The organism is Streptomyces sp. NPDC101490, from assembly GCF_044767145.1.
Lineage (GTDB): Bacteria > Actinomycetota > Actinomycetes > Streptomycetales > Streptomycetaceae > Streptomyces.
Window position 1 is genome coordinate 1 of the sequence record NZ_JBIWNI010000019.1, and the last position, 14933, is coordinate 14933.

Below are 14933 nucleotides of genomic sequence, written 5' to 3' on the forward strand. Positions count from 1 at the left end.
GGGGGGGCGGGGGGGGGCCCGCCGGGGGGGGGGGGGGGGGGGGGGGGGGGGGGGGGGGGCCGGGGGGGGGGGGGGGGGGCCGGGGGGCCCCCCCCCGGGGGGGGGGGGGCGGGGCGCCCCCCCACCCCGTGACGTTCAGAGGGAGCCCGTGGCTCAGGCCTCGTCGCCCTCGGCGGCGTCGGCGGCCGGCTCCTCGGCCTGGGTGGCCACGACCTGGATGACGACGGCGTCGGCGTCGGTCACCAGGGAAGAGCCCTTCGGGAGGGTGATGTCCTTGGCGAGGACGGAGGCGCCGGCCTCCAGGCCCTCGACGGAGACGGTGACGGACTCGGGGAGGTGGGTGGCCTCGGCCTCGAGGGAGAGGGTGGAGAGCACGTTCTCCAGCAGGTTGCCACCGGGGGCCAGCTCGCCCTCGGTCTGGACCGGGATCTCGACGGTGACCTTCTCGCCGCGCTTCACGAGGAGCAGGTCGACGTGGACGAGGAAGCCCTTGATGGCGTCGCGCTGGACGGCCTTCGGGATCGCCAGCTCGTTGGTGCCGTTGAGGTCCAGGGAGAGCAGGACGTTCGGCGTGCGCAGCGCCAGGGCGAGCTCGTGGGCCGGGAGGGTGATGTGGACCGGCTCCGAGCCGTGGCCGTAGACGACGGCGGGGACCTGGCTGGCACGGCGGATCGCGCGGGCGGCGCCCTTGCCGAACTCGCTGCGGACGGCGGCGGCGATCTTGACTTCGGACATGATGCGCTCCTCGTGGAAAGGTGACGAAAAAGGTGGTCACCCGGCCACGACTGGCGATGGCCTGCTACGAAGAGCGCGTCGATAACGGACCGCCGGGACCCCTACGGGTCCGGCCTCCCTCGCCGAGCAACTGCAGCAGTCTACCGGTCCCCGCCCCTACCACCCAATTCGATCACCGAAACCCATGGGCGGGGGCGGCCCGGAAACGGCCGGGAGCCGCTCCCCCGGTCGGGGGAACGGCTCCCTGGTCCGTCGTGGGGCGAAGGCTCAGTGCTCCTCGAAGAGGCTCGTGACCGAACCGTCCTCGAACACCTCGCGCACCGCGCGCGCGATCGTCGGAGCGATCGAGAGGACCGTGATCTTGTCCAGTTCCAGCGCGCCGGGCACCGGCAGGGTGTCCGTGAACACGAACTCGCTGACCTTGGAGTTCTTCAGGCGGTCGGCCGCCGGGCCGGACAGGATGCCGTGCGTGGCCGTCACGATGACGTCCTCCGCGCCGTGCGCGAAGAGCGCGTCGGCGGCGGCGCAGATGGTGCCGCCGGTGTCGACCATGTCGTCCACCAGGACGCAGACGCGGCCCTTCACGTCACCGACGACCTCGTGCACGGTGACCTGGTTGGCGACGTCCTTGTCGCGGCGCTTGTGCACGATCGCGAGGGGGGCGTCCAGACGGTCGCACCAGCGGTCGGCGACCCGCACGCGGCCCGCGTCCGGGGAGACGACCGTCAGCTTGGAGCGGTCGACCTTGGCGGCCACGTAGTCCGCGAGGACCGGCAGCGCGGACAGGTGGTCCACCGGGCCGTCGAAGAAGCCCTGGATCTGGTCCGTGTGCAGGTCCACCGTCAGGATGCGGTCGGCGCCGGCCGTCTTCAGCAGGTCCGCGACCAGACGCGCCGAGATCGGCTCGCGGCCGCGGTGCTTCTTGTCCTGACGGGCGTAGCCGTACGACGGGATGATCACGGTGATGCTCCGGGCGGAGGCCCGCTTCAGAGCGTCGATCATGATCAGCTGTTCCATGATCCACTTGTTGATCGGAGCCGTGTGGCTCTGGATCAGGAAGCAGTCCGCGCCGCGGGCCGACTCCTGGAAGCGGACGTAGATCTCACCGTTGGCGAAGTCGAACGCCTTGGTCGGAACGAGGCCGACGCCCAGCTGGTGCGCGACCTCCTCGGCCAGCTCGGGGTGGGCGCGGCCGGAGAAGAGCATGAGCTTCTTCTCGCCGGTCGTCTTGATCCCGGTCACAGCACTGTCTCCTCAGACGTGTTCTCTGGTCGCGATCCACGAGCTGTCGTGCGCGTGTGCGAGCCAGCCGAATTTGTGTGCACGTATCACGGTACGCCGTGTCAGACGTACCTGTTTCCGGTCAGCTTTCGCCGGCGGACTCCTCCGAAGCCGCCTGGGCTGCCTGCGCGGCGGCGCTCCCGGGCCGCTTGCGGGCCACCCAGCCCTCGATATTCCGCTGCTGGCCCCGGGCGACGGCCAGCGAACCGGCCGGCACGTCCTTCGTGATCACGGACCCGGCGGCGGTGTACGCCCCGTCCCCGATCGTGATGGGAGCCACAAACATGTTGTCCGAACCGGTACGGCAGTGGGAGCCGATCGTGGTGTGGTGCTTCGTCTCGCCGTCGTAGTTGACGAAGACGCTCGCCGCGCCGATGTTCGAGTACTCGCCGATGGTCGCGTCGCCCACGTAGGAGAGGTGGGGGACCTTGGTGCCCTCGCCCACCGTCGCGTTCTTCATCTCGACGTACGTGCCCGCCTTGGACTTCGGGCCCAGGTTCGTGCCCGGACGGAGGTACGCGAACGGGCCGACGGAGGCGCCGTCGCCGACGATGGCGGAGACCGCCACCGCGTTGTCCACCCGGGCGCCCCTGCCGACCCTGGTGTCCGTCAGGCGCGTGTTCGGGCCGACCACGGCGTCCTCGGCGATGTGCGTGGCGCCGATCAGCTGCGTGCCCGGCAGGATCACCGCGTCCGGCTCGAAGGTCACGGTCACGTCCACCTGTACGGAGGCGGGCTCCAGGAACGTCACGCCCGCGAGCATCGCCCGCTCGATCAGCCGCCCGTTCAGCAGGACGCGCGCCTCGGCCAGCTGTACGCGGTTGTTGATGCCCAGGATCTCGCGGTGGTCCGCCGCCACCGAGGCGCCGACCCGGTGACCGTCCTCGCGCAGGATCGACAGCACGTCGGTGAGGTACTCCTCGCCCTGGCTGTTGTCGGTCCGCACCTTGCCGAGCGCGTCCGCGAGCAGCTGCCCGTCGAACGCGAACACGCCGGAGTTGATCTCCTTCAGCGCGCGCTGCTCCTCGGTGGCGTCCTTGTGTTCGACGATCTCCGTCACGGCGCCGGTCGCCGGGTCGCGCACGATCCGGCCGTAACCGGTGGAGTCCGGCACCTCGGCGCTCAGCACGGTGACGGCGTTGCCGTCGGCGGCGTGCGTGCCCGCCAGCGCCTTCAGGGTGTCGCCGGAGAGCAGCGGGGTGTCGCCGCAGACGACGACCACGGTCCCGGCGGGCGTCTCCCCGAGCTCCTCCAGGGCGGTGCGCACGGCGTGCCCGGTGCCCTTCTGCTCCTCCTGCACGGCGGTACGGGTACCGGCGTAGTGCTCCTCCAGATGCCCCCTGACCTGCTCGCGGGCGTGCCCGACGACCACGACGAGGTGCTCGGGACCCAGCTCCCGGGCGGCGGAGACGACGTGTCCGACGAGTGACCGGCCGGCGATCTCGTGCAGGACCTTGGGGGTCTTCGACTTCATGCGGGTGCCCTCACCCGCTGCGAGGACGACGACGGCTGCCGGGCGGTTGGCGCTCACGGGAATGCCCTTCGGCTTTGGGTGGTGGACGCACGAAGGATACCGGGGGGCAAGGGGCCGGACATGAGTCCGGGTCCCGGCCTGACGAGGCCGGGACCCGGACGGTGCCGCTCCCCTGCCAGGACTCGAACCTGGAATAAATCATCCAAAGTGACCCGTGTTGCCAATTACACCACAGGGGATGGTATAGCCAGCCAAAACGGACAAAGTGATGGACCGTTGGGCCGACGGCCCCCACTATGCCGTACCCGGACCCCTCGATGCGACGGTGCGCGGGGCGGGGACCTGCGGCGCACGCCGCCGGGCGGGGCGCGCCCGTAGGGTGATGGGTATGAGCACAACGGGGGCAGACCGGGACGCCACGGGCGTTCGCGCGGGGAGTCGGTGGTGGTGGCGGAGACGGCGGAGCGCCGTGCTCGATGTCGGGCTCGCCCTGCTGTCGGCGCTGGAGTGCGCGATCGAGGGCGTCGGGTTCGCCGACAAGGCCTCGCTGCCGGTGCCCGTGGGGGTGCTGTTCGGCCTGGCCGTCGGCTCGGTGCTGCTCGTGCGGCGCCGCTGGCCGATCGCGGTCGTCCTCGTCTCCATGGCCGTGGCGCCCGCCGAGATGGGCTTCCTCATGGGGATCGTCGGGCTCTACTCGCTCGCCGCCTCCGAGGTGCCGCGCCGCATCACCGCCGTGCTCGCCGGGATGTCGACGCTCGCCGTCTTCGTCGTCACCGTGCTGCGGATGCGGCAGGACGTCGCCCAGGTCGACGCCGGCGCGCCGGACCTCGACCCCAGCGGCTGGTACGTGCCGGTCGTCTCGCTCTTCATGACGCTCGGGCTCAACGCGCCCCCGCTGCTCTTCGGCCTCTACATAGGGGCCCGCCGCAGGCTCATGGAGAGCCTCCGGGAGCGGGCCGACAGCCTGGAGCAGGAGCTGTCGCTGCTCGCGGACCGCGCCGAGCAGCGGGCGCAGTGGGCGCGGCAGGAGGAGCGGACCCGGATCGCCCGCGAGATGCACGACGTGGTGGCGCACCGGGTGTCGCTGATGGTGGTGCACGCGGCGGCCTTGCAGGCGGTGGCGTTGAAGGACCCGCAGAAGGCCGTGCGGAACGCGGCCCTGGTCGGTGACATGGGGCGGCAGGCGCTGACGGAGCTGCGGGAGATGCTGGGCGTGCTGCGGGAGGGCTCGGGCGTCGTCGCGGTCCCGGCTCCCGGCCGGGCCGCCCCGGCGGCCGTGCCGCTGGCCGCCGTCGGCCGGGCCGCCGCCGCCGCGGCCGAGGCCGCCGCCGGGGACGGACCGCGGCTGGACTCCCTGGAGGCGCTGTGCGAGCAGTCGCGGCTGGCCGGGGCGGTGGTGGAACTGCTGGTGTCCGGTGCGGCGCGCGCGTATCCGCCGGAGGTGGAGCGGACGGCGTACCGGGTGGTGCAGGAGGCGCTGACCAACGTCCACAAGCACGCGGTGGGAGCGAAGGTCGTGGTGCGGCTCGCGCACCGGGAGGCCGAGGTCGCCATGCAGGTCGAGAACGGCCCGTGTCCCCCGGACGTGACCGCCCCCGACGCCCGGCTGCCGAGCGGCGGCAACGGCCTGGTCGGGATGCGCGAGCGGGTCCTGCGGCTCGGCGGCGTCTTCGTCTCGGGCGAGACGGACGCGGGCGGCTTCCGGGTCTCGGCGGTCCTCCCCACGGCGGCGCGGACGGCCGAGGGCTGACGCCCGGCCCCGGGGCCGGGGGCGATCCCGTGGCCGGGGGCCGGTGGCCAGGGCCGGGGGGCCAGGGCCGGGGGTGCATCCCGGGAGTCCGGGACCCGGGGATTCGCCCCCGCCTCTCGCCTCTCGCCTCCCCGCCCCCGCCCCCGCCCCCGTCCCGTCTCGTTGCTCCTCAGCCCGCCGTCAGGCGGACCGGGCGGGCGCCCGTGACCAGGGTGGACAGGGCCGCGTCGATGTCCTTGCCGAGGTACCAGTCCCCCGCGTGGTCGAGGCTGTAGACCCGTCCCTCGGCGTCCATCGCGAGCACCGCCTGGTGGTCGCCCTCCTCCCCGAGCGGCGCGACCTCCGTGTCCAGGGCGCGGCCGAGGTCCGCCAGGGTGCGGGAGAGGTGGAGCCCGGCGAGCGGGTCGAAACGGACGGCGGCGGGCGCTATCTGCCGCCCGTGGCCGGGCGCGGTGACGCTCAGCCCGCCGAACTCGGCCCAGGCCTCGACGGCGGCGGGGAAGACACTGTGCCGGTGCCCCGCGGGGGAGACGTGGGCGCGCAGGGTGTCGGCCCATTCCTCGGCGAGCCTGATGTCCCAGCGGCCGGGCTGCCAGCCGGCCTCGCGCAGGGCGGCGTCGACGTTGACCGGGAAGCGGGTCGTGCTGAGGTGGTCGGGCATGGGCGTGCGGTCAGCCGTTCTCTGCGGGCGTGGTGGGATCGACGGCGCGCACGCCGAAGTGGGCGAGCATCGCCGTACAAGAACGGCAGGGGGCGGCGTAGCTGCCGTGCAGCGGGTCGCCGTCCTCCCGGATGCGCCGGGTGGTGATCTTGGCCTGCTTGAGGGAGCGGCGGGCCTCCCCAGGGGTGAGCGGCTTGCGCTGGGCGCGCTTGGACCGCCCGCTCTCGGCGGCGTCGAGGTGCCGGGAGAGCAGGATCGCCTCGGGGCAGCGTCCGGTGAAGCGCTCGCGCTGGCCGCTGGTGAGGGTGTCCAGGAAGTCCTGGACGAGGGCGTGCAGGACGGGCGGCCGGTCCCCGCGGCCCGCGGTGCACGTGAGGGTCTCGCCGCGCACCGACAGGGCGGCGCCCACGGTGGGCAGGATGCCGTCGCGGCGGTGCCTCAGGACGGGAGCCCGGCCGGTGTCGGCGTCGCTGCTCCAGTTGAGACGTGGGTCACCCTGTGTGGGCGTCGGTGCGGTGTGCATGGTGCTGGTATCCCCTCCTGCAATCCCCCGAGTTGCGTGCACAGCCTGCCAAATAGGGAGCCATATGGGGAAGCTGGGGCGCCGGAACCCGCTTTCGGTGTGTCGGAATCAGGGTGCCGCTGTCATGGCTTCGTGACACTTGGTCACCGTCGGAACGGCCCGGTTCGGGCTCTTGTGGCAGCGCATAGGCTGTGCGGCATCAGAGCAGGAGAGTCGGCGGCTGCCGGGAGCAGCGGCCGGCGACGCCATCGCAGGGGGCAACCGCCATGACGACAGGTCGGCTCGGCCAGGACACCGCGCCACCGAACGCGGCCTACGCCGGGCAGGTCGTGCACTTCCCCGATCCGGTGCGGGCCTCCCGCCACCCCCGGGGGGTGAGGGTGGACGCGTCGGGCTACCCGGACTTCTCGTCGTACGCGCGCGCGGCGGCGGAGATCGCCGACCCCCCGGAGGGCTTCGGCGTCGACGAGCTGCGGCTCACGGACTACGTGTCGGCGAACGCGGCGATGGCGTCGACCGGCCACGAACTGTGGGACACGATCCCGGCGGTGGCGACGCCGCACGGCTGGACCTGGCACCACGTGCCGCGCAGCCGCCGGATGGAACTGGTCCCGGTCGAGGTGAAGGCCCTGCTGCGGCACCACGGCGGGGTGGCGACGGCGGCGGTCGACCACGGCAAGCGCGGCACCCGCCCGCTCCAGGAGACCCGCCCGGTGCACTTCGGGCTGCCCAGGGGCCCGGTGCCGGTGTCGGAGGAGCAGGTCCAGGGCGTCGAGGAGGACCTCGGCTACCGGCTCCCGGGCGCGTACCGCTCGTTCCTGAAGGCGGCGGGCGGCTGCGCCCCGGTGGGCGCGGCGCTCGACGCGGAGCTGGGGCTCCTGGTGGACCAGCCGTTCTTCACGGTGCGGGAGGAGGCGGGGATCAACGACCTCGTCTACGTCAACAAGTGCCTGCGGGACCATCTGACCAAGGACTATCTGGGCGTCGCGTTCGTCCAGGGCGGTCTGGTCGCGCTCAAGGTGCGCGGTACGGCCGTCGGTTCGGTGTGGTTCTGCGCGTACGACGACGCCCGGGACTCCGGTGCGACGGCGGCGGGCTGGTCGGTCGCCGAGCGGGTGGAGCGGCTGCTGCTGCCGTGCGGCGCGGACTTCGACGCGTTCCTCCAGCGGCTCGCGGGCAACCCGCCGGAGCTGGAGACGGTGGCCAACCTGATGGTGGACGGCGGCTTCGCGCGTGCGGTCCCGGTGGGGGAGTGAGTGGGCTGTGGTGACGTTCGCGCAGGCGCAGGAGCGCGCCGAGGAGTGGATCAACGGCGATCTGCCCGGATACCAGCACCGTGAGGTGCGGGTGCGGGAGTTCGAGCTGGGCTTCGTGGTGTGGGCGGAGGACCGCGAGGGCGGTCCGGTCTCCGACGGCGGGCGCCAGCGGCTCGTCATCGCCCGGGACGGCGGGGAGGCCACGCTGTGGCCCGGCCTGCCGGTGGGCGAGGTCATCCGCCGGTACGAGGAGGAGTACGGCGCCGCCGCCGACGTGCCCGCGCAGGCGGCGGTCCCGGCGGCCCGGATCGACCTGAACCAGACGTCGTTCCTGCTGACTCCGCCGGAGTGGCTCCAGGACGCGGCGGACAAGATCGGGCTGCCGAAGCAGCCGAACGTGTCGCAGGAGAACGCGAGCGTGTCGGCTTCGGTGGACGACGCGTCGGAGCCGGTGGGCGCGGGCGAGCCGGGACATTCGGCCTCGGTGGAGTCCTCGGCCCCGTCGATGCCGTCGGCGGCGACGCCCCCGTCGGTACCGATGCCTCCGGCGGTGCCGGTGCCGGTGCCTCCGGCGGTGCCGTCCCCTTCGCTCCCGCCGTCCTCCTCTTCCCCTTCCTCCCCGTCCTCCCCGTCCTCCTCTTCTTCCTCTTCGTTCTCCACCTCGCCGGTGGCGGCGCCGGTGCCGCCGTCCCCGGCGGACTCCTCTGGGGACTCCTCTGGGGATTCTTCGGCGGACTCCCCGGCGCGGGTGCCCTCCTCTCCCTCCTCTTCCGCTTCTCCCACGTCCGGTGGTCGGCTGACGGACGCGGACCGGGTTCCGGCGGGCACGCCCGCCGCTCCGGCCGGGTCCGGGGCCAGTCCGTGGGCGGACGCCAACGCGAGCTCCGGCGGCGCCGGGGGCGCGGTGCCGCTGCCCGCGACGGTCTTCGCGCCGCCGCTGTCGGGGACGGACGACGAGGACAACCCGCCGCCCTCGGTGGGCGCGGACGCGCCGACCGCCCTGATGAAGGGCGGCAGCGCGCTGCCGCCGACCGCCGTCGCCCCCCGTCTGGACCCGGCCGCCCCCGCGCCGTCCGGTACGGCCCCGGCGGCCCCGCCCGTTCCCCCGACCGTTCCTCCGCGCGCCGAACCCGCGACTCCGCCGCCCCCGCCCGCCGTGGCGGCACCGGCCAGCGGGCACGGTCCCGCGACCCCGCCGCCGGGAGCCCCGGGCGCGCCTGCGGCTCCGGCCGCTCTGGGACCCGCCCCCGCCTACGTACCGACGCAGCTGGTGTCGCAGATCGGGCCCGACGGGCCCGCGCCCGTACAGCCGTCGCCTCCCGGTCCGCCGCCCGCTCCGGCGCCGCCCGGTCCGGTGGCGCCGCCGCAGCCGGTGCACCACGCGGCGACGATGCTGGCGCACCCGAACCAGGGCGGTCCCGGTGCTCCGCCGCCCCCGCCCCCGCCGCCGGGCGTGCCCGGTGGCGGCCAGGGCGGTGTCGCGCACGCGGCGACGATGCTGGCGTCCCCCGGTCCCGCCGCTCCGGGCGTGCCGGGGCCTCCCGGTCCGCCGCCGCCGGTGCACGGGGGGCACATGCCGCCGCCCGCGTACGGCTATCCGCAGGCCCCGGGGACGCCGACGGTCGGCCCCGGCTACCAGGCGGTGCTGCGGTACCGCGCGCCGGACGGTTCGGAGGCGCGGATCATCCGGCGTTCGGCGCCGGGCACCCCGCACCCCGAGTGGCAGATCCTGCACGAGCTGCGGGCGCTGAACGTGCCGCCGCAGCAGGTCCTGGAACTGCACACCGAGCTGGCGTCCTGCGAACTGCCGGGCGGCTACTGCGCGCGGATGATCCGGGAGACCTGGCCGCAGGCGCGGATCACCAGCATCGCCCCGTACGGACGTGACCACACGGGCCGTCAGCAGGGGATGCGGCAGCTCCTCACCCACCAGGGCGAGCTGCACCAGGTCGCGGACGGGCCGGCGCGGCCCGCGCCGGTGCGGGCGCCGCTGCCGCCGGTGCATCCCGCGCCGCCGGTGCCGCCGGAGGCGGTCGCGCAGGAGCTGGCCGGGGCCTTCGGTCCGGGCGTCCTCCGGTTCGACCAGCACGCGGTGTCACGGCAGGGCGTGCCGGAGCTGGTGGCCCGGACGCTGGTGTCGGCGGGGCTGCCCGCCGACTTCGGGCCGTTCTTCTGGGCGCAGCCCGCGATGCCGGTGGTGCCGACGCTGGCGGAGCTGGCGGCGCAGCGGCAGGTCCAGGCCGCGCCGGACGCGAGTGCGTACCTGGTGCTCGGTTCGGACTTCGGCCGGGCGCTCTGCGTCCAGTACGGGACCGCGCACATCGTTGCGGTGCCGGTGGAGGCGGGTCCCGGCGGGCAGTCGGTGCCGCCGCAGTTCGTGAACACCGGGCTGCCGGAGTTCACGCGCTCGATGGCGCTGCTCGGCCGGATGTGGCGGCTGCGGTTCGGGCTCAATCCGGAGCAGGCGGGCCGCTGGACGGTCGACTTCCAGGCGCAGCTGGCGATGCTGGACCCGGCGGCGCTGTCGTCGCCGGAGAACTGGTGGTCGGTGCTCCTGGAGCAGATGTGGGACGGCCTGCTGTGACGGCCTGTCGTGGTCGTCTCGCGGGAACTTGCGGAGAACTGCGGTTCTCCTAGGATCCGGTGATCCGATAAGACAGAATGTGATGAAAGGCGCTCGACGTGTATGCACGTTGGGCGCCTTTTGTCCGTTCTTATCAAGCATCCTGGACGTTCGGTCACAGGGAAGGGGCGCCAAGGATGAGTTTCGCCGTAGGACGGGGACGCGGGTACCGGCCCGAGCAGGTCGACCGCCACCTCGCCGCGCTCTCCGAGGAGCGGGACGGCGCCTGGGAGCGGGCCGCGCGCCTCACCGTCCTCGCCAAGGAGATGGCCGCCGAGGCCGTCAGGCTGCGCGAGCACGCCGAGGCGCTCCCGCCGCAGCGGTACGAGTCCCTGGGCGACCGGGCCCGGAGCATCCTGGAACTCGCCGAGCAGGAGGACGAACGGCTCGTACGGGAGGCCGAGGCCTCGGCGCAGGCCCTCGCGGAGGCCGCGGAGACGGCCGCCATGGACGCGGCGGAGGCGGCGCGGGTGTACGCGCAGGGGCTCCGCGCGGCGGCCGAGGGGGCGGCCCGCGCGACCCTGGAGACGGCCGGGGGCCGGGCCGAGGAGCTGACGACGGAGGCCCGCCGCGAGGCGGAGGAACGGCTGACCGGGGCGCGGGAGGCCTTCGAGGAGACCGAGCGGCGCGTGGCCCGGCTCCTCGCCGAGCAGGAGGCGGAGCAGACGGCCGTACGGGACGAGGCCGACCGCGCGGAGGGGGCCCGTACGGCGGCGCTCGACGCGCGGCACGAGGAGCTGTTCACGGCGGCGGAGGCACGGCTCGGGGAGGTCCGCCGGGCGCGGGCGCGGACCGAGGAGCAGGCCCGGCACGGCCAGGAGGACGCGGAGGCGCGGGCGGGCGAGGTGCTCGCGGAGGCCAGGCTGCGGGCGGAGCGGGTGGAGCGGGAGACCGAGCGGATCCTGCGGGAGCACGACGAGTCGCGCGAGGAGATCCACGCGCACATGGAGCACATCCGGCACTCGCTCGCGGCCCTGACCGGCCGGGTGGCGCCGGGGGACGACGGGCGGTAGCCCCCCCCGCAGGGCGGGGGACGACGGGCGTCAGGAAGCCCCGCCGGGCGGGGGACGACGAGGGGAGAGGCTCCGCTCTCCTGGGGGGAGACCAGCGGTGGGGCCCCGCCCGACACCCCCGGAAAATAGGGAGGTTGACCGGCGGCCCCCGCTGCTAGGGTGCGCCGATGTCATCGATCAGGCAGTTCCAGGTCACCTTCGACTGCGCGGACCCCGAGCGCGTCGCCCGCTTCTGGTGCGAGGTGCTCGGATACGTCGTGCCACCGCCCCCGGAGGGGTTCGCCGACTGGGACGCGTACACCCGCTCGCTGCCGCCCGAGCGGCAGGGCGCCGGGTTCGTCTGCGCGGACCCCACGGGGGTGAGCCCGCGCATGTACTTCCAGCGCGTCCCCGAGGGCAAGACCGTGAAGAACCGGTTGCACCTCGACATCCGGGTCGGCACCGGGCTCGTGGGCGAGGAGCGCGTGGCCGCCCTGGAGGCGGAGTGCGCCCGGCTGGAAGCCCTCGGCGCGACGCGCCTGTACCTGCTCCGCGCGGACGGCTTCAACGAATCGTGCCTCGCGATGCAGGACGTCGAGGGGAACGAGTTCTGTCTGGACTGAGGGGGCGGCCGGGGGCCCCTGGGAGCGAAGGCCGGGGCGCGGCAGGGGCTCCCGCCGTACGGTCCGGACTTCCGCTGTACGGTCGGGACTTCCGCTGTACGGTCCGGGCCCCTGCCGTACGGCAGGGGCCCGGACCGCGTTCTATGCTCCCCGCCATGCTGATGACACCGACGGCCGTCAACCTCGACTGCGCCGACCCGCTGGCCCTCGCCGACTTCTACCACCGGGCGACCGGGCTGCCGCCGCACCCGCGCTCCGACGCCGACTTCGCGGCGGTCGGCGGCGGGGAGGGGGGCGGGCTGATGCTCGGCTTCCAGCGGGTGGACGACCACCGGCCGCCGACCTGGCCCGCGCCCGGAGTGCCCCAGCAACTGCACCTGGACTTCGACGTCGACGACCTCGAAGAGGCGGTGGCCCGGCTCGTGGAGTGGGGCGCGACCCTGCCGGAACAGCAGCCCCGCCCCGACCTGTGGCGGGTCCTCCTGGACCCGGCGGGCCACCCCTTCTGCGTATCGCCCCGGAAGCGGGCGGACGGGTAGCGGGCGGATGACGGGCGCGGACGGGAGCGGGCGGCGGCGGTAATCCGGTGGCGGGCGGAATGTGTTCGTCCGATAATCTCCCGGTCTCCAGGGGAGGAAACACCAACTTGACTTTCGTACGCACGAACGGCCGCCGTCTCGCGGCCGTCGCGGTCACCGTCGCCCTCGCCGCCACCGGCGGCACGCTCACCGCGCTCCCGGCCACGGCCGCCGCGCCGGGGGCCACGGCCCAGCAGCAGGACCCGCGGGGGACCGCGCTGCCGTTCCCGCTGGACGCGGACGTCGTCGGCGCGGGCCCCAGCGGCTTCCTGACGAAGACCCGCGGCAGCACGCCGGAGATCCGCTGGACCCGGTACGAGGACGGCTCGTCGGTGGTCCTGGAGGGTCGTTATGCCATCGGCGGCGGCACGGACCTCGTCGTCACCGGCGACAAGGACACCGACTACACGAGCCGGAAGCTGATGGTCCACGACCTGTCGGCGTCCGGCTCGGCGCCGGTGGAGCTCGACCTCGACGCCCTCGGCGGCTACCACCTGACGGGCATGGCCGGCCGTACCCTCCTGCTGACCCGGCCGGGGGAGGAGGTGTGGGAGCACTACACCGCGACGATCGAAGCGGGTGTCCCGAAGCTCCGACGGGTCTTCTGGGGGAACGGCCACGACTGCTACTCGGGCGGCGACAGCTGGACCAGCACCGGTTCCGCGCTCTACCGGTGCTGGATCGGCCCGGGCCGGATGCCCGCCCAGGTCGTCGTCGACATCGCGACGGGTTCCGGACCCGCCTACGTCCAGCTCGACGGCGAGTACGCCCAGGACGGCACGGTCTCGTCCACCCACGTCGCCTGGCGGGAGCTGAGGTCCGCGGGGAAGGGGATCGTCGCCTTCGAGCGCGGCAAGGACGGCGTCGAGCGATGGTTCCCGGACGGGAACCTCGACGACCCCCTGTACCTGGTCGGCGGCTGGGTGGCGACCGGCGAGGCCGCCCGCATCGGTGAGGCGTACCCGCCGGGCTCTCCCGCCCCCACCAGGCGGCCCTTCACCCTCCAGTCCGTCGCGACCGGCGAGAAGGCCGTCGTCCTCACCGCCTTCTCGTCCGCCGTCATCGGTCCCGACGGGGGCCTCCTCGTGCGCGGCGGGACCGCCGAACAGGGCGAGGGCCTCTACCGGATCTCCCCCCGGGAGGACGGCGGCCGTCCGTCGGTCGAACTGATCGCGTCCACCGGGCAGACGACCGTCGTCACCGTCACCGGCTCGACCGTCCCGACGGCGCTCACGGGCGAACAGCTCGCGGGCGGGGTGGACTTCGGCTGGGACGTGTCGCGCGGGGACGTCGCCGCACGGATCGAGCTGAAGCACCTCGGCAGCGGGCAGTCGCTCGTCCGGGACCTGCCCGGGGGCGACGGCGCCGCCGGGAAGCCGGGCCGGATCGGCTGGCGCTGGGACGGCAAGGACGTCCAGGGCGCGTCCTGGGGCCCGGCCCGTTCCGGTGCGTACGAGTGGCGGATCACGGTCGGCCCGGACGACGGCATCGGACCCGCGCACGTGTCCACGGGCCGGTTCACCGTGACCCGCCCCGCCGCCGCGCACGACTACGACGACAACGGCACGGCCGACCTCCTGGCGCGCGGCGCCGACGGCGCTCTGTGGCGCCTCGGCACCCTGCCCACCGTTCCGGGTGGCTCCCTCGCGGGCGCCGGTTCCACCCGGGTGGGCGGCGGCTGGCAGATGTACGACCGGCTGGAGGCCACCGGGAACATCGCGGGCACGTCCGCCCCCGATGTCGTCGCCCGGGACAGGTCCGGGGTCCTCTGGCTCCACCAGGGCACGGGCGACCGGTCCCGGCCCTTCTCCGGCCCGGTGCGGATCGGCGGGGGCTGGCAGGTCTACGACCGGATCGCGGCGGGCGGTGACGTCACCGGGGACGGGAGGCCCGACCTGCTGGCCACCGACAAGTCCGGGATCCTCTGGCTGAATCCCGGGACGGGCCGTGCAGCCGCACCCTTCGCCCCGCGCAAGCGGATCGGCGCGGGCTGGGGCGTCTACAACGAGATCACGGCCACGGGGAACCTCGCGGGCGGCCCGGCCGGTGACCTGCTGGCCCGGGACAAGGCGGGGGCCCTCTGGCTGTACCTCGGCAAGGGCGACGGCACCTTCGCGGCCGGCACCCGGGTCGGCGCGGGGTGGGGCGGCTTCACCGACCTCGTCGGCGTCGGCGACGCCAACGGCGACGGCCGCGCCGATCTGATCGCCTCTACGGGCCACGGCGCCACCTTCTACGCGGGCACGGGCAACTGGAAGGCACCCTTCAAGCCGGGCGTGAAGACGAACGTGATCGGGTCGACGGGGTACAACCTGGTCTTCTGACGGGGCTCCACGGCCGGGGGGGGGGGCGCGGCGCCCCCCCCCCCCCCCCCCCCCCCCGCCCGGGCCCGCCCCCGGGGGGGGGGCCGACCGGGGCCGGCCCGGGGGCGACCCTG

Annotated in this window: 12 protein-coding genes and 1 tRNA gene; 7 read left to right on the forward strand and 6 right to left on the reverse strand. The window is 74.3% G+C overall.

The genetic code is table 11. The annotated features are described in order from the left end of the window. Positions 1–153 precede the first annotated feature (153 nt). The 4 genes from ACIRQY_RS27050 to ACIRQY_RS27065 form a co-directional block, all read right to left on the reverse strand. Positions 154–735, reverse strand: coding sequence for a 50S ribosomal protein L25/general stress protein Ctc (locus ACIRQY_RS27050; protein ID WP_351786830.1), 582 nt, complete (start codon positions 733–735; stop codon positions 154–156). Between the two features lie 267 nt (positions 736–1002). Next, positions 1003–1977 (reverse strand): ribose-phosphate diphosphokinase, encoded by a 975-nt coding sequence (locus ACIRQY_RS27055; RefSeq protein ID WP_351786832.1) that lies wholly within the window; start codon positions 1975–1977, stop codon positions 1003–1005. Positions 1978–2098: 121 nt separating this feature from the next. Further along, positions 2099–3547 carry a bifunctional UDP-N-acetylglucosamine diphosphorylase/glucosamine-1-phosphate N-acetyltransferase GlmU gene (gene glmU / locus ACIRQY_RS27060; protein WP_403930225.1) on the reverse strand — a complete coding sequence of 483 codons (1449 nt, stop codon included), beginning with the start codon at positions 3545–3547 and terminating at the stop codon, positions 2099–2101. Between the two features lie 110 nt (positions 3548–3657). After that, positions 3658–3729 (reverse strand) — tRNA-Gln (locus ACIRQY_RS27065). Positions 3730–3878: 149 nt separating this feature from the next. Here ACIRQY_RS27065 and ACIRQY_RS27070 point away from each other — a divergent pair. Beyond that, positions 3879–5240 (forward strand): histidine kinase, encoded by a 1362-nt coding sequence (locus tag ACIRQY_RS27070; RefSeq protein WP_351786838.1) that lies wholly within the window; start codon positions 3879–3881, stop codon positions 5238–5240. A gap of 169 nt (positions 5241–5409) precedes the next feature. Here ACIRQY_RS27070 and ACIRQY_RS27075 read toward each other — a convergent pair whose 3' ends face one another. Both ACIRQY_RS27075 and ACIRQY_RS27080 read right to left on the reverse strand, forming a co-directional pair. Continuing rightward, the gene (locus tag ACIRQY_RS27075) at positions 5410–5901 is read right to left on the reverse strand and encodes an SUKH-3 domain-containing protein (protein ID WP_351786840.1); all 492 of its coding nucleotides are present in this window, start codon (positions 5899–5901) and stop codon (positions 5410–5412) included. 10 nt (positions 5902–5911) lie between these two features. After that, on the reverse strand, positions 5912–6424 hold the full coding sequence (locus ACIRQY_RS27080; RefSeq protein ID WP_351786843.1) for a YwqJ-related putative deaminase: 513 nt from the start codon (positions 6422–6424) through the stop codon (positions 5912–5914). Positions 6425–6690: 266 nt separating this feature from the next. Here ACIRQY_RS27080 and ACIRQY_RS27085 point away from each other — a divergent pair, with 266 nt between their 5' ends. The 6 genes from ACIRQY_RS27085 (at position 6691) to ACIRQY_RS27110 (ending at position 14820) form a co-directional block, all read left to right on the forward strand. Beyond that, on the forward strand, positions 6691–7680 hold the full coding sequence (locus ACIRQY_RS27085) for an SMI1/KNR4 family protein (RefSeq protein ID WP_351786846.1): 990 nt from the start codon (positions 6691–6693) through the stop codon (positions 7678–7680). A 7-nt stretch (positions 7681–7687) separates the two neighbouring features. Beyond that, positions 7688–10264, forward strand: coding sequence for an SUKH-4 family immunity protein (locus ACIRQY_RS27090; protein WP_403930229.1), 2577 nt, complete (start codon positions 7688–7690; stop codon positions 10262–10264). 176 nt (positions 10265–10440) lie between these two features. After that, positions 10441–11316: a cellulose-binding protein gene (locus ACIRQY_RS27095; RefSeq protein WP_403930230.1), complete on the forward strand. Its 876-nt coding sequence runs from the start codon at positions 10441–10443 to the stop codon at positions 11314–11316. A gap of 167 nt (positions 11317–11483) precedes the next feature. After that, a complete protein-coding gene (locus ACIRQY_RS27100; RefSeq protein ID WP_403930231.1) occupies positions 11484–11918 on the forward strand; it encodes a VOC family protein in 435 nt (144 codons plus the stop codon). A 155-nt stretch (positions 11919–12073) separates the two neighbouring features. Beyond that, entirely contained in the window at positions 12074–12457 is a 384-nt protein-coding gene (locus ACIRQY_RS27105) for a VOC family protein (RefSeq protein ID WP_403930233.1), read from the forward strand. Between the two features lie 107 nt (positions 12458–12564). Continuing rightward, positions 12565–14820: an FG-GAP repeat domain-containing protein gene (locus tag ACIRQY_RS27110; RefSeq protein ID WP_403930235.1), complete on the forward strand. Its 2256-nt coding sequence runs from the start codon at positions 12565–12567 to the stop codon at positions 14818–14820. The last annotated feature ends 113 nt before the right edge of the window (positions 14821–14933 follow it).